Here is a 23,327-nt window from a genome sequence, read left to right on the forward strand (position 1 = left end):
ATCGCGATTCATCAAATTTGGATTCACTACACCTTTTCAGTTGCTGTTTTATCCATTTCGGCTTTGTTGCCTTTGAGGTAGACATTTTGATAACAGTAGTTGGTCGCCTCGATGTAGCCATCGACACTGCCACAGTCAAAACGTTTACCTTTAAACTTATACGCAATCACACAACCATTTTTGGCTTGTTCTAAAAGCGCATCTGTAATTTGGATTTCACCGCCTTTGCCCGGCTGCGTTTCTTCCAAAATATCGAAGATGTCCGGTGTTAAGATATAACGACCAATGATCGCGAGATTACTTGGTGCAGTACCTTGCTCAGGCTTTTCAACCATATCGGTAATGCGAATCAGATCATCACTTAAGTGCTCACCGGCAATCACACCGTACTTGTGCGTTTCAGATTCTGGTACTTCTTCTACCGCGACAATAGAGCAACGGAACTGGCGATACAGCGCGGCCATTTGTGCTAACACGCCTTTGTCATCATTAATGCAAAGGTCATCAGCCAAAACAACCGCAAATGGGTTATCCCCCACCAGCTCTTTGCCTGTTAAAATGGCATGCCCTAGCCCTTTCATTTCGCGTTGGCGAATAAACGTATACTGAGCCGAATCAATCAAAGAACGTATATCATCGAGTAAAGACTCTTTATTTGTGCCTTGAATTTGGTGCTCAAGCTCGTAGTTCTTATCAAAGTGATCCATTAACGAGCTTTTACCACGGCCAGTAACAACGGCCATGCTGGTCATGCCCGCTTGAATCGCCTCGTCAACGCCATATTCAATAAGCGGCTTGTTAACGATAGGCATCATTTCTTTTGGCATGGATTTAGTCGCAGGTAAAAAGCGCGTGCCATAACCAGCGGCGGGGAATAAGCAGTGTTTAATCATTGTTTTAGTTCTTATGTTTTTCTTACTGACGTATATAAAATATTGCGGATGGAATGGAATTGGAAATACCGAAAGAAATGTCTCAACATCAAAATTGAAATAAGACGCTATAGATATGAGAATTTGTTATTTTTATAAATTCAGGGATTTCCTAGAGGCGCACTTTAAGTACGCCCCTATAGAAAGTTACTTATTGTAAAACTCGCGGTACCACTGAATAAATTCAGCGACGCCTTCTTTAACTGTTACTTTTGGCGTGTAACCCGTAGCTGCAAACAAGTCTTGTGTGTCAGCATAAGTTTGGTAAACGTCACCAGGCTGCATCTCACGGAAGTTTTTCTTCGCTTCAATGCCTAGCTCGTCTTCAATGGCTTTCACAAAATCCATCAAGCTGATCGGAGAGCCGTGACCAATGTTATACACCGCATAAGGCGCAGAGCTAGTTGCTGGAGAACCCGCTTCTACTGTCCAATCGTTATCACGTGTTGGCACCACATCAGCGATACGCACCACCCCTTCAACAATGTCGTTCACATGCGTGAAATCACGCCACATATCGCCATTGTTGTTGATGTCAATCGTATCGCCATCGAGAATCTTCTTAGTGAAAATAAACGGTGCCATATCCGGACGTCCCCACGAGCCGTACACGGTAAAGAAACGTAGGCCTGTGGTTGGAATGTCATATAGGTGAGAATAACTGTGCGCCATGAGTTCATTCGACTTCTTAGTCGCCGCATACAATGAAACTGGGTGGTCGACCGAATCTGACGTTGCGAATGGTGTTTTAGCATTCAACCCATAAACAGAGCTTGAAGAGGCATACACCAAGTGCTTCACTTTATTGTGACGACACCCTTCAAGAATATTCAAATGACCGACTAAATTCGAATCTGCGTAGGCATGTGGATTTTCAATAGAGTAGCGAACCCCAGCTTGCGCTGCTAAGTGGATCACTTGATCAAATTGCTCCGCTTCGAACAAACTAGCTACGCCATCACGATCGGCGATATCCAAATGAACCAATTTGAAGCCGTCATGTTGAATACGCGCTAGACGCGCTTCTTTCAATGCGACATCGTAGTAGTCATTCAGGTTATCAATACCGACAACCTGATGGCCTTTCGCTGTTAGCTGCTCGACTACTGCACTACCGATAAAACCCGCCGCACCCGTTACCAAATATTTCATTATTCTTCTTCCTTAATCTGAACCGAATAGATCGCGCGTATACACTTTGTCTTTAACATCCGCCAGTTCTTGAGCCATGCGGTTTGAGACAATCACATCACAGCTTGACTTAAACTGCTCGAAATCCGTTAACACTAATGAGTGAAAGAACTCGTTTTCTTTCAGCTCTGGTTCAAACACCACTACTTCAATGCCTTTCGCCTTAAGGCGTTTCATAACGCCTTGAATACTCGAAGCACGGAAGTTGTCAGATCCTGACTTCATCACTAGTCGGTAAATACCGACGCGTTTTGGGTTTCTTTTAATAATTGAATCGGCGATAAAATCTTTACGTGTGGTATTAGAGTCCACAATCGCACCAATAATATTATTTGGTACATCCGAGTAGTTAGCACGCAGTTGCTTGGTATCTTTTGGTAAGCAGTATCCGCCATAACCAAATGAAGGGTTGTTGTAATGTGAACCAATACGAGGATCTAAACTTACACCCTCGATAATTTGACGCGTATCTAACCCGTGAGATTCTGCATAAGTGTCTAGCTCATTAAAATAAGCGACACGGAGTGCTAAATAGGTGTTAGAGAACAACTTTACGGCTTCGGCTTCGGTTGAATCAGTGAACAAAATCTCAACGTCTTTCTTAACCGCGCCTTCTAACAACAGGTTCGCAAAAACTTTTGCACGCTCAGAGCGTTCACCGACTACAATACGAGACGGGTGTAGGTTATCGTATAACGCTTTGCCTTCACGCAAGAACTCAGGTGAAAACATCAGGTTTTCACATTCAAGCTCCTCTTTAATGCGCGCGGTGTAACCCACAGGAACGGTCGACTTAATCACCATTACTGCATTTGGGTTAATCGCCATCACGTCCTTAATTACCGCTTCAACGGAAGAGGTATTAAAGTAGTTCGTCTCTACGTCATAATCAGTAGGGGTAGCAATAACCACATAATCGGCATTTGTATACGCCAACTTTTTATCAAGTGTCGCTGTGAAGTTTAATGGCTTGTTCGCCAAGAAATCTTCAATTTCAGCATCGACGATTGGAGATAATTTATCGTTCAGTAATCTCACTTTCTCTTCGATAATATCGACTGCGATAACGTCATGATGCTGTGATAATAGCATCGCATTTGATAAGCCTACATAGCCTGTACCGGCAATTGCAATTTTCATATATTAACCATAATAAGAAATTAAAACATGTTTTCTCCAAATGATAATTAAATCACTCTCGCAATAGATGTAATAGGAGTGATGTCATACAGAGAAAACTAATTGGAATAGCAAGATATAATTAGTGATACCTATTTATACGTAATGAACAACTAAGTTCGAATCGACGTAGAGATATGGACGTTTAATTGAGTAACAACGCCATCAAGATCAACGATATCCAAATGAACCAATTTTAAATCTTCATGTTGGATCCGATTTAAACGAGCTTCGTTCAACGCTACATCGTAGTACTCATTCAAGTTATGACACGATGGCCTTCGCTATTAACTGCTCGACTATGGCACTATCGATAAAACCCGCCGCACCCGTTACCAAATATTTCATCATTTCTTCCTTAATCTGAACCAAATAGATCGCGCGTGTACACTTTATCTTATACATCCATTAGCTCTTGCGCCATAAGGTTTGAGACAATCACATCACAGCTTGATTTGAACTGCTCGAAATCCGTTAGTACTAATGAACGGAAGAACTCTTTCTCTTTCAGCTCTGGTTCAAATACAACCACTTCAATGCCTTTTGCTTTCAAGCGTTTCATAATGCCTTGAATGCTTGAAGCACGGAAGTTGTCAGAGCCTGACTTCATCACTAAGCGGTAAATACCCACACGTTGTGGGTTACGCTTCATAATAGAATCAGCAATAAAATCTTTACGTGTGGTATTCGAATCTACAATGGCACCTATGATATGTTCGATACTTCCGAGTAGTTAGCACGCAACTGTTTTATATTTTTTGGAAAGCTGTAGCCACCGTAACTAAATAAAAAGTTGTTGTGGTGCGAACCAATCCAAGCGTTTAAGCTCACGCCATCGATGATTTGACTCGAGTCTAACCCGTAAGATCTCTGGTAGGTGTTCAGGTCATTAAAATAAACAACACAAAGTTCTGAATAAGCATTAGAAAATAGCTTTACAACCCTGATTCCAGTTGAGTCTATATGCAAAATTTCAACATCTTTGTTAATAATACCTTCTAACAACAAGTTCGCAACAACTTGCGACACATTCAGAGCGCTCCACCCATGACAATACATGATGGGTGTAGGTTGTCGTATAACGCTTATTTAAATATCCATAGCTCGAACAATCGCAACCCTCATGTCCTATCTATATTTTATTTACTTTGAGAAAATTTCGGAAACAGTTTCAAGTGCTGACTCAATCACGAATTTTTCATCAAACTCGTCAATTATTCTTTGTCTACTATTCCTTGAAAGCAAGTCGTAATGCTCTTCGCCCATATTCAACATTGTTAACATTTGTTCAAATAACGAACTAGCTGACTTGACATCGCATAGCAAACCATTGAATTCATGCGTAATAACGTTGCGACAACCAGGGACATCAGTAGTTATCGAAGGTAACCCCATAGCACCAGCTTCTAACAACGTTCGTGGCATGCCTTCCCTATATGACGGTAGTACAACACAATCAGCGTTGGCATATACCTGTTCTATTGAGTCACTAGATCCAATCCAGTTGATATAATCTTTGCGTGATAGTTGAGAAAGTTGCTCTGCCGATAGAGCGCTTGCATTTTCTGAGTCAGAAAATCCACACAATTCGAGTTCAAAATCTTGTCGATATTCCCTCAACTTCTCTGTAGCATCTATCAACTCATAAATACCTTTATCACCAATCATCCTTCCAATAAAAACAAATTTAAAACGATCTCTGTCATTTCTACTCACTCTAGTAGTCGGGCTAAACTTCCTAGTATCAACACCGGACCCTGGCAGAAGTTGCAATTTTCTTCTGTCTACTAATTTTTCACTGACCAACAATTCGAAATCTTCAGGGTTTTGGCAAAACACCTTAGTAGCAAATGGTTGAGACAAACGATACAAAAGTTTTACTATCTTTGAAGTGACATTATTGTTAATGAAAGCAGTACCTAGACCTGAAACATTGTTCACAACAGAAACACCGGATATAGTTGCCGCCCAAGTTCCATAGATATTATTTTTAATTGTAAAGTTAAAAATAATATCTGGGTTTATTCTAGAGATGTGTCTTTGCATTCCACATAACAATTTTAAATCATGAAAAGGGTTGCTTCCTTTATTGTCCATTTCTAGATGATACCACTCACAATTCAAATTGCTTACTAACTTTGAAGAATAGCTATCCTCTGGAGACAAACATACAACTCTAAACCCATTTTTTATAAATGCATTAATGGTAGATTTTCTAAAGTTATATAGATACCACGACGTATTTGCTGTAAATAATATTATTTTCATTGCTATCACAAAAGAGTAAAGGGATAAAACTGATAAGGGACCCATACTGAACGATTATCAGCAAACATTAACCAAACAAATTGAACTAACGCATAATAAGAACATATTAAAATTATCCAAATATTTTTATTTCTATTACCCAAAACCTCAGGAAGGTAGGAGAAAATGACCAATTGAATTGGCAGTAAATATAATGCGACTCGATCGATTGCTGTTGAGGCAGAGCTAACAAGTAATAGAGTAAAAGCACCTATACTTCCTAATGCAAACCAATACCACAATTGTTTCTCCTTCAAAGACATATCGAATCGTTTCTTAAATACAATAAAAATCAGAGAAGGCACTAAGCACATAGCTATCCGAATTAATGCACCTTGGGACTGATAGTTTGCTTCAACGTAATTAGTATAAAAACCATCAACACTGTCTTGCAACAAAGTTATATATGACAAAACTACGGCCAATAAAATCCATAGAATACTAACTAATCTATTTTTGCTATTCAACAATGCAGCCACAGGCATCAACAAAACGGCTGACTTATGGAACAGCGCTGCAATTACTACCCAAAATATGAACCTAAAAATTGACACATTCATTAATGAGTGAATTGCGAGCATAATAAGGCTTAAAGCACAAGCTTGCCTACTGTACCCCATAGCAATCACGATTGTCATATATGGTATAGCTGTTACAAATCCTAACATTGGTCGCGGCAGCATTGAGCAGAATTTCATCAAGCCACTGACAAATATCAAGCCACAAAGAAAATTGACGGTATATATACCACCACCAACATTGTAACCTATGTAATTAAGAACTTGATAACCAGGATCTTTCATCAACCATACATTTTCAAAGCTCACTCCCTCAATTCGTTCATAATACTTCAGATACGCACCCCAATCGCCTCCGACTTCGAATCGAAACCCTATGACGACACACACAAACAAAGGCAAAAATAACCAAGCAACTGGAATATTAAATATCGTTTGCTTAACACCTTTATATTCAAAAGCTTTCTCATTCAACGCTAACAAAGTAGCCATGATGAAAATTACCCAATAAATTACCATTACACGACGCAGTCTTATTATTAAAATTACTTTATCAAGAAGTACAAGAAATCAGTTAAAATCACAACCCATTCCTTAATAACAATAACAAATCTTCTTTCACATTATCGTAAGTGAAGTTATCCTTGATATAAGAAATACTATTTTTCTTTAATCCGTAAATGTCACACTTATTATTCACGAACCATTCAATACCGTTCTTAATCTCTTCTTCATTAAACCCAGTTAATACCCCACCTTTTGAATTATTAATTAGCTCACTTTGACTAGGTACGGTATCACTAGCTAAAACAGCAAGCCCACAACTCATATATTCACTGAGTTTGGTTGGAGACATCTCTGAAGTCACTTTATTTTCCGGGACTTGACTAATGCCAATATCATAGTCGCAAATAGTCTTCAAAACTTCTTCTCTAACAAGACTTCCTCTATAATTTACTACATTGCAATCCTTTATCTTACTATAATATTTGGATTTTTTAATAATATTATTCCATTCATAAGTGCTACCGCCATATATGTCCAATATAAAAGACCCATTGGTTTCTATTTTAGCCTTTACAAAAGAATCTACTACTACCTCAAAATCCCTAGACTCAGCAAGTGTACCAATATATATAAACTTCAAATGCTTATCATTGACAAGCCTAAGCGGTTCATCTATTACATCATCCCCCATCAATGGAATCACGACCCCATAAGCATTAGGAAAATATTTTTCCATTCTTATTAAACCCTCATCACTGACCGCTGTTATCTTTTTCACATGAGGACCGCATATTTTAAAAATAGATTTCGCTATTTTAGCTTTAATACCTTCCCCTACGTCTTCATGAGGAAAACTACTCTGGAACACGTAAGAAAAATTTGGCAACAAAGTAACTAAAAAACTACCCAATAAAAAAGTAGGCTCATTCCTGCAGAAAGAAACAGTTTTTGACCTAAGATTAGTCAAAGAATGAAATAAACAAATAAAACTAACAACAAATATATTTAAAATACGAAGAAACCCTTTTCTAGGAAAAAGGTAAGGGCGCAATTTTGCATTGTGATAATTCATTTTTTTGATATCAGATAATCTATCCCAAGATGTGTAAATAGTAACATCAAATTCATCTGACATTCGTTTTGCAAGCATACCATCTATAAAGGAATGCTGCGGTTCTATCGTCTTATCAACGAAACATAGTAGTTTATTCACTTTCAACAATATCTCCCAAACTCAGTCTACTTGAGAAGTGTCTATGTCCAGTTACAGTCATATGATCAGTATCGGCCCAATATAGTTCATCGCAAGTTAAGAACTCATTCTTATAATCAATATCTAGTAGCTTTATTAGAGAAACGTACTCTGTTACTTGACTGGAGTGCAACCCTTCATCGAGACTCTTATATGATGAGTTTATCCAGTCCTTCATAACAACTGGTTGACTGCACCCACTCTCAATTGCTTTACGTCGATTTATAAATGGATCAATCCATGGGCCAACCCATATTGTTTTATTATACTCAGACAGTTGCTTTAGTTTAGCGAACACTAAACTTATACTCTGAGTACTTGGCTCAACAAGGTCTGAGTTAGAAGCTGAAGTACTATCAAGTATAGCCCTTCCAACAGCACGAGTACCTTTCCGCTCCAGTAGATAAAATCCAGCTTGATGATAAAGTACAGAATCAATCGAACTTGTGTTTGCTTTCAAGAAGTCATCTACCCCTTTAAAACAGTTTTGACTACTACCCAATGAATATCGACATCCACCAGAATTAATACCAAACACGAATGGATAGTCTTCTCTGTTTACAATGTTACTACTTAATGTAAGAAAAAGACCTTCGGAATGACTATCACCTAAAACAATAATTGCGTTACCGTATTTATCTCGACAGCGTTCGAATTCTTCACTAAATTGAGCCGTCACGCTCTGATATGATTGCCAGCAAGTTTTATTGTTAGCCTTATTAAAGTCATCAACAGCTTGTTCTCGTCTCTTTATCTCCGATAGATATAGCTTTTGCACCTTTTGTTGGTCAGCGGTCATGCGCTTAGACGAAATATTAGCATTTAAGTCTATTAGATTTTGATTATTTACGTATAGAGTAAGAGGGAGTACTAAATAAACACTTAATGCTAATGCCTTTTTCTTGAGAGTTTGGAACGAATACATGTAGCGGCGAGATTTATTTTCAAAAGGACTCAATAACTGCGCAATAGAAAATGACAAGAGTAAGCTTACACATATGACCAAAAATTTCGACTGCAAGTACGGTGAGAGAAAAATGATAATTGGATAGTGAGCTAAGTAAACGGTATATGATAACTTACCAACCGTTAAAAAAATGCCATTTAATTTTCTTGAACTAGCCTCTATATTTGCATATATCCCAACTATTAGTACCATTCCTGTTGAAAGACACACTAGCAAAGTATAATATAATCTATCGAATTCCAATTGATAATTAACAAAAAGAATAACTATAAAAGAAAGGAAAAAGTAAATTATAACTTCCGCTCTCTTACTGTCAATAAAATCGGATTTATTTCGCCCACTCAACATGAAACCTAAAATAGCACCTATCCCAAACTCCCATCCTCGCGTAGGAAGATTATAAAATATAGCACTAAAGTGTTCAGCAAAATATATATTAAGAAAGAAAGAGAGAATGCTAGCCAGACTAAAAATAGCTATCAAGTATTTCCTATCAACTCCCTTCATCAAATACGTTACGATTGCAAAAGCAATATAGTATTGAAATTCCACACCTAATGTCCAAGTGTGCAATAAAGGATCAAACTTTTGCTCTACGTTGAAATATCCTGAACCAAACCAAAAATTAATATTAGATATATATACTAGAGCGGATATTGCGGAGTCTAAATATTCTGAAATATAAAATTCAGGTTGAATAAAAACATTAATTATGATGACCGACAATATTAATACTAACATGGAGGGGGCTAGTCTCGAAAACCTCCGCCAAATAAAATCTATGACTTTAAAGTCCTTCGTCTGATTTTTAACTACTAGATACGCCATCAAGTAACCAGAGACAACAAAAAAAACATCTACACCTAAGAATCCACCTGGTAGTACCTCTTTACTGGAATGAAATATTACTACTGCTACTACAGCTAACGCCCGAAGCGCCTCTATATACCACAACATTATTTTTTAGCCTCGCTAATTACTCTATGATATTCTGCTCTGATATAAGCATCACTGTAAGTGTTAATCTTTCTTTTGACCTCACTGGTTGCTTCATCATTTAAAATATCGAACATTGCATTAGAGAACTCGACAGGACTTCGATTGGGAACGAGTCTAGCTCCACTTATACCATTTAAAATATCTTTAGGCCCTACAGGGCAGTCTATTGACAGTATTTTAGAACCATAATAAACAGCCTCGATAAGAGAATTAACCCCACCCTCCCAACGAGATGTAAGGCAATATAGATCAGACATCTCCAAAAAAGGCCTTACATTACTAACATATCCTAAAAACAACACCTTATTAGAAATACCCAAATCGGAAGTGATTTTTTTCAATCTATTTAATTCATCACCCTCACCAAGAATTATTAATAGGTCATTACTATCTCGTTTTTTTGTAAGGTAGTCATTAAAAGACAAAATTAAAAGTTCATGATCTTTCTGATAAGATAACCGCCCGACCGATACAATTACCTTAGTAAACCCTTTCGTAACTTTATTGTAAAAACTCAAGCCTTCATTATTTATCTCTAATTTCTTAACTGGGTTATTAATGTGAGTTACTTTTTGCTGATCAACGCCCTCAGAAACCCACCACTCTTGCATTGACTTAGTTTCCGTTACCAAAGAGTCGGAAAGATTGTATAGCACTTTACATATGTGCAACTGTACGTAATCTTTAAAAAAGTTCCCTTTTTTTCGATTTGACCCCTCTTTATTTAATCCAGTCCGAACAATTAGTTTAATCTTTTTACCTAATACTATTTTCAAAAAACATAGTAATAAAGATTGTTTAGTGCCAAATGCTATGTAGATCGAATGATCAAAGTACTTGCGTTCTTCTTTTATAAATTGAGTAATGAACTTAAAATTAGCACGAGTAAATTGACGGTACTGCGTTTTAGATAGGTCCTTAAAACCAGGATTTCCTTCCCCCTGTACAATTAACTCTGTAGGTTGGCTCTCTTTCAATAAATTAAAGACTCTCTCACACACTTTATTAGGTCCGCCATAAGTTTCATCATTGGTTACGAACACAATACGACTTTTCATGACAACATCTCTAAATACTGCTCAATAATTACTTCTTCACTAAATAGATTAGAACGCTTTCTTAAACCTTCAGGAATTGGCGAGTTGAGTGCTTGTGAAATTTTCTCTGATAGGTCAATAGGATCGTTAACATTTGCCAACTTTCCATAAGAACCTCCGTCTAGAATCTCAAAAGGCCCCGAAGGGCAATTTGTGGCAACAATACGTGTTTGACAGAATACTGCCTCGATCAAAACACCAGGAAGACCCTCCCAACTAGAGCTCAATACAAAACAATCACCAGCAGCAATGATTGGGAGAGGGTTATCCACGTAACCTGTAAAAAGCACATTTTCAGTTATTTTTAGGCTTTTCGCTAACTCTATGAGCGATTCCTTATCTGGCCCATCACCCATTAAAATCAACTGAAGATTTCCTTTGCTTTCATTTAACTTTGCAAATGCACTCAACAACAGTGGGAAATTCTTCTGAGGCAAAAAAGAACCGGCTGCTGTAATAACAACTTTACCTTCAGTTGTTTTTTTAAACCATGTAGGTAACGGTTCGAAAATTTTATCATGATGCTCTTTAGTAATTGCTGGTGTATATATTTTTTTTAACTTAGATTCATCAATCGACAAGTAATTTTTGAAATCATCGATCTCTTCATTTGATATTCCAATTAGAGTTTTTGCTTTTTTATAACTGAACTTAATTAGGAGAGGTAATATAAATTTACCAATAATATCTTTCGCACCTTTCTGTGCATCAGATAATGACTTTCCTTCCCATATATAAATATCTCTTTCATGCTTAAAAAATAAAGAAGCAATTACTAATGTAACTGCAGCGGTTCTACCAAAGCAAATAATAGGGTCTTTACGATCTCTGTGTTTTTTTATAATCCAAGGTATTGACGTCACCGATCTTTTTTTTCCTGAACAGTTTACAGTGACACCCTTGTTAATTTCCGGCCAACTACTTTTATTCGAGAGTGTTTTTTCAGCCAAATAATTAACATCAACCTTTATTTTATTTTTATGTAAACCATTTGATAATTGCCTAACAATTCTCGATGCCCCACCGCCACTATTTCTTGTTGCAAAAAAAGAAATAGTTTCCGTTTTTATTTTATTCATGAAACAACCTTTGTAATATACTTATTATGAATGCCTAGACATATTTTTAAAATGTGTATTTTTATTAACTAACTCTTCATAGGTTCCAAAATCTAAAACTTTGCCTTTCTCTAGATAGTATATTACATCAGCATTTCTAATTGTATTTAACCGGTGGGCAATTATAATAATTGTCTTATCATGCCCCATTTTGTCTACTGCATACATTATGGCTTTCTCCGTTATTCCATCAAGTGCACTAGTCGCTTCATCAAAAACCAAAACATCCGGGTCATGATATAGAGCTCTCGCTATCCCAACTCTTTGTCGTTGTCCGCCAGATAATTTTATCCCCTTTTCACCTACATTCGTCTCCAATCCATCTGGGAGTTCTAATACATAATTAAGCAATTCTGATTTATCTAAAGCTATTTTTACTTTTTCAATGTCAATATCTTCTCGATCTAAACCAAAAGCAACATTTTCTAGGATACTACCTTCACTCAAATAAATTGTTTGAGGAACATAACCTATCTGTTGTTGCCAACTTTTTACACATTTCTCTTTTCTATTGGAGATAGAAAAACGAACATTTCCGCTCGACGGTTCAAGTAAACCAAGTATTAAGTCAACAAGCGTTGATTTACCAGCACCGGATGAGCCGACCAAACCCACAGTCGTCGATTTTTTGATAGCTAAATGCTCTATATCTAATGACAAATCATGACTGTTCGGATACGAAAATTTAACCTTATCTAAGAGAATTTCTGTTTCATCTGATATATTATCGAAATATACAACACTAAGATTCTCGCTAGTTTCCAGATTAAAAGTATTCATTGATTCTTTTGACTTAATCATATCCACCTTAATTGCTTCAAATGCTGCGACATTGCCTTTGATCTGTGCGATAGATGTATAAATAGCTTGAAATGCAGGTAAAAGCTTAAAACCGGCTAATGCACACAAAGATATTACAGGGAGTATTTCTGATATATTCCCTTCAAACTTCACGTACAGATATAGTAATAATATTATTATACTACCGAAAGCAATAAATTCCATGATATATCTAGGCGTAGAACCAATTGCAGTATTCACACCTTGGCACTCGGCCAATTCAGAACCAGATCTATTAAATTTACTTTTTGCATCATCTTTTCTATTTGTTAGAATTAGCTCTTTTACCCCACCAAAAACTTCTGACATGATTTTAAATCTATATTCAGTCAGTTTTGAAATAAATTTCCCATTTCTATCAAGGCGTTTTCTAACTAGTTTAAAAAGAACTAAATAAGCGAAAGTAAAGATTAATAAACCTCCAACAGCAACCTCCCATCTATATATTACTAAAGCACTACATAAAACAATGACTAATACTACTTTGGCATTTAATTGTAATAAAGGTTGTAACACATTATTTGTAACTCTTTGAGAGTCGCCAGCAATTTGTTTTATCAGGTAAGAACTATTATTTTCGACATGAAACAACCAATCCCTGTCTATATAATAAGTAAATAATTGATCTGCTATTTCTGTTCCCGTGTCATATGCAAAAGTTGAAAGTCTCCATACCGTAATAACAGAAAAAAAAGTCGATATACCTAAAATTACTAAAAGTAGAACACCTAATATAAAGACAAAGCTAATTGGACTTTCTACACTAGACATAGCATATAACTGAGAAAGTGCACCTTCGTTTTCTATTATAGATATATCACCGACCAGTGCCATAAATGGAGCTATGCTACTAATTGCGACTAATTCTAATATAGCCATAGTTATAACGAGAAACTGAAGTTTTAATATTCTTTTCTTTTGGCTTTTATTTAGAATTGAATACAACTGACCTATTGTTCTGTACATTTTTAATGAACCATTGTTTATCAGATATTGGCTTTTCGATTATTTAATAAAAATTTTCGAGCGATTCTTCGATTTACTTAAAGTTTATCGATATACCAAGGCATAGCTTTAAATACACCGTCTTCGACTCTTACTGTTGGCTTGTAACCTAAAGAATTTACTATTTTAGATATATTTGCTTGTGAGTGTCTAACATCGCCCTCTCTGAATTCACGATAAAGAAGATTTGATTTCGACTTAATACCTTGCTTTTCTAATGATTGAGAAATATGAAGATACAACTGACTCAAAGTGGTCCTATCTCCTAACGCAACGTTATAAACTTCGTCTCTTGCCTCATCTTTGGCCGTGGCTGCTAAAATATTTGCTTGTACGGTGTTTTCTATAAAGCAGAAATCACGGCTAGTATCACCATCACCATTAATGAACACCTCTTCACCTCGAATCATAGAAGCTGTCCATTTAGGGATTACTGCAGCATAGGCACCATTCGGGTCTTGGCGAGGGCCAAATACGTTAAAGTAGCGCAGCCCTATGCTTTTAAACCCATAAGTACGAGCAAAAACATTCGCATAAAGCTCATTTACATACTTGGTTACTGCATAAGGTGATAGCGGATTTCCGATATTGTCTTCAACCTTAGGCAACGCTGGGTGGTCGCCATAAGTCGAGCTACTCGCCGCATAGGTAAAGCTTTTAACTTGCTCTTCTTTGGCAGCAGTGAGCATATTAAGAAAGCCCGTGATGTTCGCAGCATTAGTGGTAATAGGATCGGCTATTGAACGTGGCACACTACCTAATGCCGCTTGGTGTAATACGTAATCTACGCCTTTGACAGCATCCTGACAGGCTTCATAATTGCGAATATCACCCTCTATTAAGGTAAAATTATCCCACTGTTTAGCCTCAACTAAACCTTTTACTTCATCTAGGTTACGCTTATGGCCGGTTGCAAAGTTATCCAAGCCAACTACTTTTTGGTTTAGTTTTAATAACGCTTCTAGAAGGTTAGAGCCAATAAAGCCGGCAACCCCAGTTACTAACCAGGTTTTAGGAGCGGTAACAAGTTCGCTTTTGATTTGTCCAAATTTAGTCATGATTTCCCTTTACTAACGATTCAGTGCTTAAGGAGGTATAAAAATTCTGTTAAGTAACCAACATCTACCCTCCCGTAAACCAACCTATAAACGCATATCTACGTCTGATTTATCCAGTACGTATTTCAGGTCGTAGAGTACGTGAGACTCTTTACCTAATGCGCGAATTTCTGATGCACCCATTTCCTTAAACTCATTGTGACCTACCGCCATGATTAGAGCATCGTAGTGGTTAGGTTTTGGCTGGGTTAACGATAAGCCGTATTCATGCTGCGCTTGCTCATTTGAACACCAAGGATCAATAACATCGACATTGATGTTGTATTCTTTTAGTTCAGCGATAATATCAACCACTTTCGTATTACGCAGATCTGGGCAATTCTCTTTAAAGGTAAGCCCCATAACTAATACGTTTGCTCCTTCAACGTGGATACGCTGTTTGAGCATCTTCTTTACCAGCTCAGAAACAACATACTTACCCATGCCATCGTTCAAACGACGACCAGCTAGGATCATTTCAGGATGATAACCAACAGTCTGTGCTTTATGTGTTAGGTAATATGGATCAACGCCGATACAGTGACCACCGACTAAACCTGGACGGAACGGTAAGAAGTTCCATTTTGTGCCAGCGGCTTCTAGTACTTCTAGGGTGTCGATATCTAGCTTATTGAAGATAATTGAAAGTTCGTTAATCAATGCAATGTTTACATCGCGTTGAGTGTTCTCTATTACTTTCGCAGCTTCTGCTACTTTGATACTTGAAGCTTTATGTGTGCCTGCCGTTATAATGGTTTTGTAAAGTTGGTCTACAAATTCGGCAATCTCATCATTCGAGCCACTCGTGACTTTTAAGATATTGGTCACTCGGTGCTCTTTGTCACCAGGGTTAATACGCTCTGGCGAGTAACCAGCAAAGAAATCTTTATTAAACCTTAGCCCTGACACAGTCTCCACCACTGGAATGCAGGTTTCTTCTGTTGCACCTGGGTATACTGTAGATTCATAAATCAGCACATCACCTTTACTAACAATAGAGCCCAAAGCTTCTGATGCTTTGATCAATGGAGTTAAATCAGGCTGCTTATGCTCGTCAATTGGCGTCGGTACCGTAACAATGTAAACATTGGCTTCTTTAAGTTCGTTAAGGTCTGCCGTGTACGTAAGAAACTCGGCATCTTTAAGTTCTTCTTCTGAGCATTCAAGCGTGAAATCTGAACCACTTTTAAGCTCATCAACGCGAGATTGGTTTATATCAAAGCCTAACGTTGGCATTTTTTTACCAAACTCTACTGCGAGCGGCAAGCCAACATAACCCAATCCAATTATAGCTACTTTAGTATTTTCAAACATGGACGTCATATTTATTCCTGATATATTCTTAATTCTTAATTTGGCGAGTCGTTTACTCACAAAAATGTCTCAGTTGTCTTAAACACACTGAGACACTTTTCATCCATTTTGAGACAGTCTTTTTTCGACAGTCTCCTCTAAAATCTAGATTTTGCTTACTTTTCAAACCGTCTCAATAGGCCGCGGAAAACAGCCTTGCTGTAGCTTGTAGCACTTTTGACTTGGCTAACTACTTATTTTTTGCCACTCTTGCATTTGGGTACGCTACCGCCCTTAGGTTTGGCTCCTAAAGGCAATAGTAACAATTTGTTCGCTTTATGCGGTTTTTATACGCTTTTAAATACGCAGCGCATTCTAGCAAAGTAAGTGCATATTAACCAGTTTGAAATTCACCCTGTCTGGTCGAACATCTTACCAAGCATTTACCCAGCGAAAGCATTGTACGTCTTGTAGAAACTGGGTTCCTATGAAGTAACGGTTTTCTTGTGCTGCATCGCAATAGCGCTTTTCTATATCAATGAAAATGTTGCCGTTTCGGTATAGCGAAACAAAACTTTGGTTGTTGTTTACCAATAGTAACGCTTTAATTTCAGTGCGTGTTAGCCCTTGTGGGTAGTGGTTAACAAGCAAGCCTAAGAACTCGCCAATGCGCCCTTCAACCCGCGCTATCTCTTTTTCTAAAATGGTGACCTTTTCTTCCGTTGTCAGTTTTTTTAGGTTGGTCTCGTCCATGTTGCCCTCTCCTAATTGTACTTTTCTCTCTTGACGTTTTTGTCTGTGTTCTCTTTAGCTGGTCTAAGCCTGTAATTGATTTGAAATTCAGGCTCTCACTGCTCGTTGTCTCTACTCGTCGATCTCGATTGAATGAGGGCCTTGATGCGCTCTTCAAACGGGTTAGTGGTGCTTTTGGCTTTGTAGTCCGCGAGGGCCTGAGTGACCGGTGTTGGTTGTTGTGGTTCTAGCGATTTGCTTTCAGCTTGGTCATTTGGGATTGAGTGTGTGTGGTTTACATCTGTTGTCGGTTTATCTGTGTTTGCAGGCCCAGTAGCAGTTATTGAGCCAAGGGCTTTAATCGGGTTGGCGGGCTTAGCGGTTCCTTGTTTAGACGTTTGGGTTTGTTTAGAGGCTTGGGTTTGCGATTGGGCTTGCTTGGGGCCTCTTGTTTTCTTAAATGTAGGCGTTAAACCTCGTTTGGTTTGGGCTTGCGCACTTCTTCTCAGCCAACCATTAACAAAGTGGCCAATGTGCTCAAAGTGTTTGCGCTTGTCGGGATTAACGTATAACCAAGCTTGCATCGCATGCAGTTCTTGCAGCACATCTAACTTTGGGTAGGTACGTTTTAATATTTCGTAGAACTCATGATAAATCGGTGCACAGCCCTCTTTGGTGAGCAGATCTATCACGGCTTCGTTCTTGGTTTTGCTTTTTGAGGTAGAGATGGAGGTAGAGGTAGAAGTAGAAGTGGAAGTGGAAGTGGAAGTGGAAGTGGAAGTGGAAGTGTCAGGTTCTTCAGAACGGTTTGGGGTATTAAGCACATCGGCGCCATCTAAGATGCCGTTTTTCAAGTTCAACTCTGTTTTATGTTCTTTATGAAAGATTATGTGTGCCGGACGATCACTCTCCGTGTTGGATCTTGAGTCACCCAGGTGAGTGTCTGAATGGTCACTTATAGGCAGGTTTGGCGAGTGGGTATTGAAATCCGATTTATGTTGATCTGTTTTATCACTGTCTTCTTGCTCTAGAGCTACGTCTTCTTGAGCTAGAGCTCTGGCAGCTTGGTCTAGATCGGCCTGCTGAATGTGGCTTCCACTGGGTAGGCGTAGCTGATATAGATTGCTGCGCTGGCGCCCTGAATCATCAAACCGCTTTATCCGCTTCACAAACCCTTGTCTTTCGAGTTCGTTCACATGTCGTTTAACGGTTCTTACCGACACTTCACAATATTGCGCTAGGTAATTTAAGGATGGAAAACACACGCCACGCGCGTCTGCGTTGTCGGCCAATTTTAGTAGCACCAACTTGCTTATCGGCGAGCCGGTTTTTAATGGTATGAAAGAAAGAATGAGGGAAACACACATGAATAACGCTCCTTGTTAATTGGTCTACCTATCTGCATAGTTCTCGCTATAAAGCTTTTCGATATGCATAACCATTGATAAAAAAGGCATTAACAACATCTTTTGGTACTTTGGGGGCGAAGATGAAGCGAGATAAAAAGTAACAAAAAGTGTTTTTCCTATGTGTTCTCACTGTTATGCAACAAGAACACTACTTAAGATGGTTACCTTCGAAGCACCTCTCACTTTTTTGTGTTCCTCCGTTTTCGCATTATTACCACCAACCCCAATCAAGATTCTTGAAGTACATTGCTCTCCCCATACAGCAATAAGGTGCTTAATGAAGGCGATAGTTTCTCTTTTTATTTCAGCGTATCAACCCGGTATGGCGAGCATCGAATGCCGTTATTTTAAAGAGCCATGTTTTGAAGAGCTGTATTTCGAAAGCCGGCAACTTGAAGATCCCAGCTATGAAGATGTTTGCTGGATGATCAGCCGAGCGCGGCATGAAGCGCCACTGGGTTATTACGTGATGTATTTACGCTATGTCCGTCATCACTCTGGTTATGCAAAAACCGTAGAAGCAAGTTTGCGACAACACATCGCATTACACCCTGATTTAAAAGATTCGTTATCCACATTTTTAGTCACCTGGTTACAACAACAAGAGGATTTATTTTGTCAAACACTCCACCAGCAACTGATCGAGTTCCACACCAGCCATTAGAGGCGTCTGTTTTGCCAGAGCGGACTTGTACGGAAGAGCAAAATTGTTCACGAGATCAGGAAGGCTCGGAAGAACAGGCTAGCAAGGTCAAGCTCATCCCCTCGTTAGATCCTTGTTTGCCTTCAGCATCCTATTCTTTCAGCCTGGTTTCGGTTTTACTCCGCTTACCTCATTGCCCGCCATACTCTTTTATTACGGTGCATTGCAGCGCCACACCGCCGGAGCAAGATGTTAACGTCGCCGAGATTCGCCGATGGCATAAAGAGAAAGGCTGGCGCGATGTGGGGTACCACTTTGTGATTCGTCGCAGTGGGGATGTCGAACTTGGCAGGCCGCTGTCACAAACCGGCGCACACGTGAAAGGACACAACAAGAGCAATATTGGCATTTGTATCGTCGGTGGCTGTAATACCGAGCTGCAACCAGAAGATAACTTCACACTTGGGCAGCGTAAGGCGCTGTTTGGTTTGGTGGCCGCCTTGCAAGAGCAGTTCTTGATTTCAGATGAGAACGTGAAGGGGCATAAAGATTGGGGGGTGAATAAGGCGTGTCCGGTGGTGAAGTTAAGAGAGTAAGAGCAGATTCCAGATACCTCGTTCCTCAGTTCTGGAAGGACGGAAGGACAAGGAAGAACTAGAAAGGCGGAATATAACCAATCAACAAACCAAGGAGCAGTATGACATTGTTCGGAAGAATATTCGGGAGCCAGTCTTCCATTAACAAAGGGTTAGATGCACTCACCAACACAGGAGATGCGATGTTTTTTACTGATGAGGAAAAAGCGAAGCACAAACTGGCACTGCTTAAAGCGTATGAACCTTTTAAGTTAGTCCAGCGCTACATTGTGTTGTTGTTCACCATTCCTTATGTGGCACTGCATGTGATGGTGATCTTGGGTTGTATGCACGGCTACGATTGGAAGCCTTTGGGGGAAATGACCAATGAAGCGTTTGGTTATCCGGTGCTAGCAGCAATTGGTTTGTATTTAACGGGTGGGGTGGTTAAGAAATAGAAGTGCAGGTGTGAGTGACGAGTAAACGGAATGCGGCAAATATAGAGATAGAGATAGAGATAGAGATAGAGATAGAGATAGAGATAAAAGGCAGATTCCAGATACTTCGTACCTCACTTCTTAAGTAATAAAATGGCGGAATGACGGAGTCACGCGTGGTGCGAGTAGTGAAGAATTTTGGAGTGGTTGACATTACTTAAAGTCGTCATTCTGAACAGTGAGGCACGTGCGTGATTCAGAATCTAGCTTTTGGTGGTAACGCATTAGGAGCTGAAGAGAATTCGGGATACGAATGAACGATATGCGAAAAGCTTGAAGAGCGGAATAGCGGAATAGCGGAATAACGAAATAGCAGAATGGTGGAATAACGGGATGTGTCACCACATCCCGTATCTGCTTTCTTTATTTCTTATCGCTCGAATATGAGTAGTTGTAGTAACCATAGCCGTATGAGCTTGATGCTTTCTTCTCGATGGCGTTGAAGATAACGCCTTTCACTTCGATACCCGATTGCTCGAAGCGGTGACGAGCCACATCGATCTCTTTAATGGTGTTTTGACCGTAACGCGCAACCATTAATGTGGTACCCGCAAAGGCGCCAACAATACTTGGGTCGGTTACCGCAAGTACTGGTGGGGTATCAACAATCACCAAGTCATACTCTTTCGATGCCCATTCCATTAGCTCTGCAAAGCGTGGGTGCATCAGCAGCTCAGAGGGGTTGGGTGGCACTTGGCCGCGAGTAATAATTTCTAGGTTTTCTACCGGTGTTGCTTTAATAGATTGAGCAAACTCTTGCTTACCGCTCAATACATCAGAAAGACCGTTATCCCAATTCACACCAAAGCTTTGTTGTAGGTAACCTTTCCGCATATCGGCATCAATCAACAGCACTTTTTGACCTGTTTTGGCGGCTACTGCAGCAAAGTTGGTCGAGATGAATGATTTACCAATGCCTGGCGCAGGGCCTGAAATCATCAGAACGTTATTTTTCGCTTCTAGCATCGCGAAGTGCAAGCTGGTACGAAGGCCACGCAGTGCTTCAACCGACAGATCAGCAGGGTTAGATTCAGCAAGCAGCGCTTGAGTCCCTTTAGTTTGCTTCTTCTTCGATTTAAAGCGGTTCGTTAGCTCTATCTGCAAATCAGATTTTGGTACGGCTGCGTAAACAGGCAGGCCAATTTGTTCAATTTGGTCCGGGCTTTCAACACCTCGGTGAAATGCTGCTTTTACTAACACAAACGCCACACTTAACATGCCACCCAGTAGCGTGGCTAACACAACAATCAATGGCTTCTTCGGTTTCACTGCGCGAGCATACGCTTGAGCGTCATCTAGGATACGAACATTACCCACGGTGCCGGCTTTAATAATGCTCAGCTCTTGAACTTTGTTTAAAAGCTGGATGTAGATCTGTTGGTTTACTTCAACATCACGTGTCATACGCAGTACTTCACGTTGGGTTTTCGGTAGTTTTTGTACTTGCTTGTTTAGACGCTCTTTTTCGCCGAGTAACGTTTTACGCTTATCAAGCAGTGATTTATAAGCTGGGTGATCTTTAGTGAAGCGTTGGCTGATTTCGCTCTCTTTGAACGTCAGCTCATTCAATTGCGCTTCAAGCTCGACCATTACCTTCAAGGTGGATTGTGCTTCTAAGCCCAAGTCGATCGATTCGTTTTCTTGGCGGTAGTTGTTCAGTGTGTCTTCGTAGCCAGTTAATTCAGATTTAATGCCCGGAAGGTGGCTTTCTAAGAAAGATAAGCTCTTCTCTGCTTCCGCTGAATTCCGTTTCACGTTCTGTAAGAAGTAGATTTGGCTGATATGGTTGAGTATCTCAGAGATCTGCTGCTTGTTTTCGCCTTCAAAGCTTAGCTTCAAAATGCCGGTTTGCTTACCTTGCTCAGACAGAGACAAAGAAGATTTCAGCCATTCAATGGCTTCTAATCGGCTGCGTTTACTAATGGTAAATTCAAAGCCATTGCTCGACTCAAAGCCAGCAACAAACAAGCTGTAATCGTCTGCAGTCGCGAGCTCCCCTACTTTACCCTTCAAGATAACGCGTTCATCGTCACGCACTAGCTGGTAAGTGCCTTTTTCAGCATCGACGATCTGAATCGTATGTCCGTAATCGCTGGCATAGCTTGGCAACGCAAAACGACTCACGACAATGTGGTTAATATCACCGGTTAGGCGAGCAAACCCTTTACCGACAATCGGTGCATAACTCGGTGCGGTCACGGTGGTTAAATTGAATTTATCAACCGTCTCGCCCAAGATCATACGAGATTTGATAATCTCAACCTCTGTCGTGGCAGAAGATTCTTGAGAGAACATATCCCCCATATCACCGACCATTGATGAAATACCGCCAGAGCTTTTTTGTTCAATTTGAACCAGTGCGTCTGCTTTGTAAATCGGAGTCGAAAGTAACGCAAACGCGATACCGAACACGGCAAAAGCAAATGTGGTGACCATGATTAGCCATTTAGCGTCCAACAGGATACCAAGCAGTTTCCCTAAATCTATCACATCTGGGTTATCAGAATGTGGTGCTTGAGATGGTTGTGTTGTCATCAGATTGTGACTTCCTAAACTAATTTTTTGAAGATAAGTGACGTACGACTTACGTACCCTTACCTTTTATGTGATTCTATTGGTGGCGATTCAAGCTTAACTGCTTAAAGCTAAAGGTCATCTAGATTAAATGACAGCATCCATTACAGTTTTTTCGCCCAAGCTTGTGCCGCTTCGTCAATCAATTGATAAGCATATTCAAATGCTTCACGGCTTTGACGATGCGGATCGGGAATGTCTTTCTGACCAATCCACTGACCAAATAGCATGGTTTTACCACGCGCTTCCGGTGATATTTGAGTGAGCGCTTCTAAATGGCCCTTTTCCATCACCAATATCAGATCATACTGAGCACAAAGCTGTGGCGTCACTTGTTGAGACTGATGACTTTCAACATCCACCCCGTTTTCTGCAGCGATTAAAATCGCTGTAGCGTCTGCAGGCTTACCAATTAAACGACTTTTTTCGGCAGCAATACCGGCAGAGGCCACTTCTTTGTTGGGAAGCAATTTTTGAAGAACACGTTCTCCAGTCGGTGAGCGACAAATATTACCGACGCACACCACTAAAATTTTATTAAACATAATTCACTTATAACGTTAGTTTTTCGTAAACCGAGCGTATTTATAAATCT

21 protein-coding genes and 1 pseudogene are annotated in these 23,327 nt (G+C 39.5%); 3 read left to right on the forward strand and 19 right to left on the reverse strand.

Going from position 1 to position 23,327, the window contains the following annotated elements:
- Positions 1 to 26: 26 nt before the first annotated feature.
- The 16 genes and pseudogenes from galU to IQO02_RS13010 form a co-directional block, all read right to left on the reverse strand.
- Positions 27 to 893: a UTP--glucose-1-phosphate uridylyltransferase GalU gene (gene galU, locus IQO02_RS12935; protein ID WP_016768882.1), complete on the reverse strand. Its 867-nt coding sequence runs from the start codon at positions 891 to 893 to the stop codon at positions 27 to 29.
- Between the two features lie 186 nt (positions 894 to 1,079).
- On the reverse strand, positions 1,080 to 2,084 hold the full coding sequence (locus tag IQO02_RS12940; protein ID WP_193838565.1) for an NAD-dependent epimerase: 1,005 nt from the start codon (positions 2,082 to 2,084) through the stop codon (positions 1,080 to 1,082).
- Positions 2,085 to 2,096: 12 nt separating this feature from the next.
- Positions 2,097 to 3,263 carry a nucleotide sugar dehydrogenase gene (locus IQO02_RS12945; RefSeq protein ID WP_193838566.1) on the reverse strand — a complete coding sequence of 389 codons (1,167 nt, stop codon included), beginning with the start codon at positions 3,261 to 3,263 and terminating at the stop codon, positions 2,097 to 2,099.
- Between the two features lie 303 nt (positions 3,264 to 3,566).
- On the reverse strand, positions 3,567 to 3,707 hold the full coding sequence (locus IQO02_RS22190; RefSeq protein ID WP_228006051.1) for a hypothetical protein: 141 nt from the start codon (positions 3,705 to 3,707) through the stop codon (positions 3,567 to 3,569).
- Positions 3,700 to 4,387 (reverse strand): annotated as a pseudogene (locus tag IQO02_RS12955) (UDP binding domain-containing protein); the annotation flags it as partial. The pseudogene IQO02_RS12955 and the gene IQO02_RS22190, both read right to left, overlap by 8 nt.
- A 58-nt stretch (positions 4,388 to 4,445) precedes the next feature.
- Complete coding sequence (locus IQO02_RS12960) at positions 4,446 to 5,570, reverse strand: glycosyltransferase family 4 protein (RefSeq protein WP_193838567.1); 1,125 nt, start codon at positions 5,568 to 5,570, stop codon at positions 4,446 to 4,448.
- Between the two features lie 5 nt (positions 5,571 to 5,575).
- Positions 5,576 to 6,619 carry an EpsG family protein gene (locus IQO02_RS12965; RefSeq protein WP_193838568.1) on the reverse strand — a complete coding sequence of 348 codons (1,044 nt, stop codon included), beginning with the start codon at positions 6,617 to 6,619 and terminating at the stop codon, positions 5,576 to 5,578.
- A gap of 88 nt (positions 6,620 to 6,707) precedes the next feature.
- Positions 6,708 to 7,847, reverse strand: coding sequence for a glycosyltransferase (locus IQO02_RS12970; RefSeq protein ID WP_322626535.1), 1,140 nt, complete (start codon positions 7,845 to 7,847; stop codon positions 6,708 to 6,710).
- Entirely contained in the window at positions 7,840 to 9,810 is a 1,971-nt protein-coding gene (locus IQO02_RS12975) for an acyltransferase family protein (protein WP_193838570.1), read from the reverse strand. Before IQO02_RS12975 ends, IQO02_RS12970 begins: the two co-directional genes overlap by 8 nt.
- The gene (locus IQO02_RS12980; RefSeq protein ID WP_193838571.1) at positions 9,810 to 10,910 is read right to left on the reverse strand and encodes a glycosyltransferase; all 1,101 of its coding nucleotides are present in this window, start codon (positions 10,908 to 10,910) and stop codon (positions 9,810 to 9,812) included. The genes IQO02_RS12975 and IQO02_RS12980 overlap by 1 nt, the downstream gene beginning before the upstream one ends.
- Positions 10,907 to 12,028, reverse strand: coding sequence for a glycosyltransferase (locus IQO02_RS12985; RefSeq protein WP_193838572.1), 1,122 nt, complete (start codon positions 12,026 to 12,028; stop codon positions 10,907 to 10,909). Before IQO02_RS12985 ends, IQO02_RS12980 begins: the two co-directional genes overlap by 4 nt.
- A 24-nt stretch (positions 12,029 to 12,052) precedes the next feature.
- Entirely contained in the window at positions 12,053 to 13,873 is a 1,821-nt protein-coding gene (locus tag IQO02_RS12990) for an ABC transporter ATP-binding protein (protein ID WP_193838573.1), read from the reverse strand.
- A 77-nt stretch (positions 13,874 to 13,950) separates the two neighbouring features.
- Complete coding sequence (locus IQO02_RS12995) at positions 13,951 to 14,970, reverse strand: NAD-dependent epimerase/dehydratase family protein (protein ID WP_193838574.1); 1,020 nt, start codon at positions 14,968 to 14,970, stop codon at positions 13,951 to 13,953.
- A gap of 84 nt (positions 14,971 to 15,054) precedes the next feature.
- Complete coding sequence (gene tviB, locus IQO02_RS13000; protein ID WP_322626534.1) at positions 15,055 to 16,332, reverse strand: Vi polysaccharide biosynthesis UDP-N-acetylglucosamine C-6 dehydrogenase TviB; 1,278 nt, start codon at positions 16,330 to 16,332, stop codon at positions 15,055 to 15,057.
- 402 nt (positions 16,333 to 16,734) lie between these two features.
- Positions 16,735 to 17,055 (reverse strand): hypothetical protein, encoded by a 321-nt coding sequence (locus IQO02_RS13005; protein WP_193838575.1) that lies wholly within the window; start codon positions 17,053 to 17,055, stop codon positions 16,735 to 16,737.
- A gap of 95 nt (positions 17,056 to 17,150) precedes the next feature.
- Positions 17,151 to 18,401 carry a helix-turn-helix domain-containing protein gene (locus IQO02_RS13010; RefSeq protein ID WP_193838576.1) on the reverse strand — a complete coding sequence of 417 codons (1,251 nt, stop codon included), beginning with the start codon at positions 18,399 to 18,401 and terminating at the stop codon, positions 17,151 to 17,153.
- Between the two features lie 319 nt (positions 18,402 to 18,720).
- Between IQO02_RS13010 and IQO02_RS13015 the strand changes: the two genes are divergently transcribed.
- From IQO02_RS13015 to IQO02_RS13025, 3 genes are all read left to right on the forward strand, one after another.
- On the forward strand, positions 18,721 to 19,107 hold the full coding sequence (locus IQO02_RS13015) for a hypothetical protein (RefSeq protein WP_193838577.1): 387 nt from the start codon (positions 18,721 to 18,723) through the stop codon (positions 19,105 to 19,107).
- An 11-nt stretch (positions 19,108 to 19,118) separates the two neighbouring features.
- Positions 19,119 to 19,682, forward strand: coding sequence for an N-acetylmuramoyl-L-alanine amidase (locus IQO02_RS13020; protein WP_193838578.1), 564 nt, complete (start codon positions 19,119 to 19,121; stop codon positions 19,680 to 19,682).
- 101 nt (positions 19,683 to 19,783) lie between these two features.
- Positions 19,784 to 20,119 carry a hypothetical protein gene (locus IQO02_RS13025; RefSeq protein WP_016784030.1) on the forward strand — a complete coding sequence of 112 codons (336 nt, stop codon included), beginning with the start codon at positions 19,784 to 19,786 and terminating at the stop codon, positions 20,117 to 20,119.
- On the opposite strand, the gene IQO02_RS13030 is transcribed toward IQO02_RS13025, so the two are convergent.
- The 3 genes from IQO02_RS13030 to IQO02_RS13040 all read right to left on the reverse strand — a co-directional run bounded on the left by IQO02_RS13030 (position 20,109) and on the right by IQO02_RS13040 (position 23,277).
- On the reverse strand, positions 20,109 to 20,312 hold the full coding sequence (locus tag IQO02_RS13030; RefSeq protein WP_193838579.1) for a hypothetical protein: 204 nt from the start codon (positions 20,310 to 20,312) through the stop codon (positions 20,109 to 20,111). The genes IQO02_RS13025 and IQO02_RS13030 overlap by 11 nt on opposite strands.
- Positions 20,313 to 20,521: 209 nt before the next feature.
- Positions 20,522 to 22,693 carry a polysaccharide biosynthesis tyrosine autokinase gene (locus IQO02_RS13035; protein WP_193838580.1) on the reverse strand — a complete coding sequence of 724 codons (2,172 nt, stop codon included), beginning with the start codon at positions 22,691 to 22,693 and terminating at the stop codon, positions 20,522 to 20,524.
- A gap of 143 nt (positions 22,694 to 22,836) precedes the next feature.
- Positions 22,837 to 23,277, reverse strand: coding sequence for a low molecular weight protein-tyrosine-phosphatase (locus IQO02_RS13040; RefSeq protein ID WP_193838581.1), 441 nt, complete (start codon positions 23,275 to 23,277; stop codon positions 22,837 to 22,839).
- Positions 23,278 to 23,327: the final 50 nt, after the last annotated feature.

Origin of the sequence: Vibrio sp. OPT24 (assembly GCF_015163545.1) — a bacterium.
Lineage (GTDB): Bacteria > Pseudomonadota > Gammaproteobacteria > Enterobacterales > Vibrionaceae > Vibrio > Vibrio cyclitrophicus.

Excerpts from the sequence above, each read along its gene's own strand:
- galU (WP_016768882.1), bottom strand. The coding sequence starts at position 893 with ATGATTAAACACTGCTTATTCCCCGCCGCTGGTTATGGCACGCGCTTT.
- IQO02_RS12940 (WP_193838565.1), bottom strand. The coding sequence starts at position 2,084 with ATGAAATATTTGGTAACGGGTGCGGCGGGTTTTATCGGTAGTGCAGTA.
- IQO02_RS12945 (WP_193838566.1), bottom strand. The coding sequence starts at position 3,263 with ATGAAAATTGCAATTGCCGGTACAGGCTATGTAGGCTTATCAAATGCG.
- IQO02_RS22190 (WP_228006051.1), bottom strand. The coding sequence starts at position 3,707 with ATGTATAAGATAAAGTGTACACGCGCGATCTATTTGGTTCAGATTAAG.
- IQO02_RS12960 (WP_193838567.1), bottom strand. The coding sequence starts at position 5,570 with ATGAAAATAATATTATTTACAGCAAATACGTCGTGGTATCTATATAAC.
- IQO02_RS12965 (WP_193838568.1), bottom strand. The coding sequence starts at position 6,619 with ATGGCTACTTTGTTAGCGTTGAATGAGAAAGCTTTTGAATATAAAGGT.
- IQO02_RS12975 (WP_193838570.1), bottom strand. The coding sequence starts at position 9,810 with ATGTTGTGGTATATAGAGGCGCTTCGGGCGTTAGCTGTAGTAGCAGTA.
- IQO02_RS12980 (WP_193838571.1), bottom strand. The coding sequence starts at position 10,910 with ATGAAAAGTCGTATTGTGTTCGTAACCAATGATGAAACTTATGGCGGA.
- IQO02_RS12985 (WP_193838572.1), bottom strand. The coding sequence starts at position 12,028 with ATGAATAAAATAAAAACGGAAACTATTTCTTTTTTTGCAACAAGAAAT.
- IQO02_RS12990 (WP_193838573.1), bottom strand. The coding sequence starts at position 13,873 with ATGTACAGAACAATAGGTCAGTTGTATTCAATTCTAAATAAAAGCCAA.
- IQO02_RS12995 (WP_193838574.1), bottom strand. The coding sequence starts at position 14,970 with ATGACTAAATTTGGACAAATCAAAAGCGAACTTGTTACCGCTCCTAAA.
- tviB (WP_322626534.1), bottom strand. The coding sequence starts at position 16,332 with ATGACGTCCATGTTTGAAAATACTAAAGTAGCTATAATTGGATTGGGT.
- IQO02_RS13005 (WP_193838575.1), bottom strand. The coding sequence starts at position 17,055 with ATGGACGAGACCAACCTAAAAAAACTGACAACGGAAGAAAAGGTCACC.
- IQO02_RS13010 (WP_193838576.1), bottom strand. The coding sequence starts at position 18,401 with ATGTGTGTTTCCCTCATTCTTTCTTTCATACCATTAAAAACCGGCTCG.
- IQO02_RS13015 (WP_193838577.1), top strand. The coding sequence starts at position 18,721 with ATGAAGGCGATAGTTTCTCTTTTTATTTCAGCGTATCAACCCGGTATG.
- IQO02_RS13025 (WP_016784030.1), top strand. The coding sequence starts at position 19,784 with ATGACATTGTTCGGAAGAATATTCGGGAGCCAGTCTTCCATTAACAAA.
- IQO02_RS13030 (WP_193838579.1), bottom strand. The coding sequence starts at position 20,312 with ATGTCAACCACTCCAAAATTCTTCACTACTCGCACCACGCGTGACTCC.
- IQO02_RS13035 (WP_193838580.1), bottom strand. The coding sequence starts at position 22,693 with ATGACAACACAACCATCTCAAGCACCACATTCTGATAACCCAGATGTG.
- IQO02_RS13040 (WP_193838581.1), bottom strand. The coding sequence starts at position 23,277 with ATGTTTAATAAAATTTTAGTGGTGTGCGTCGGTAATATTTGTCGCTCA.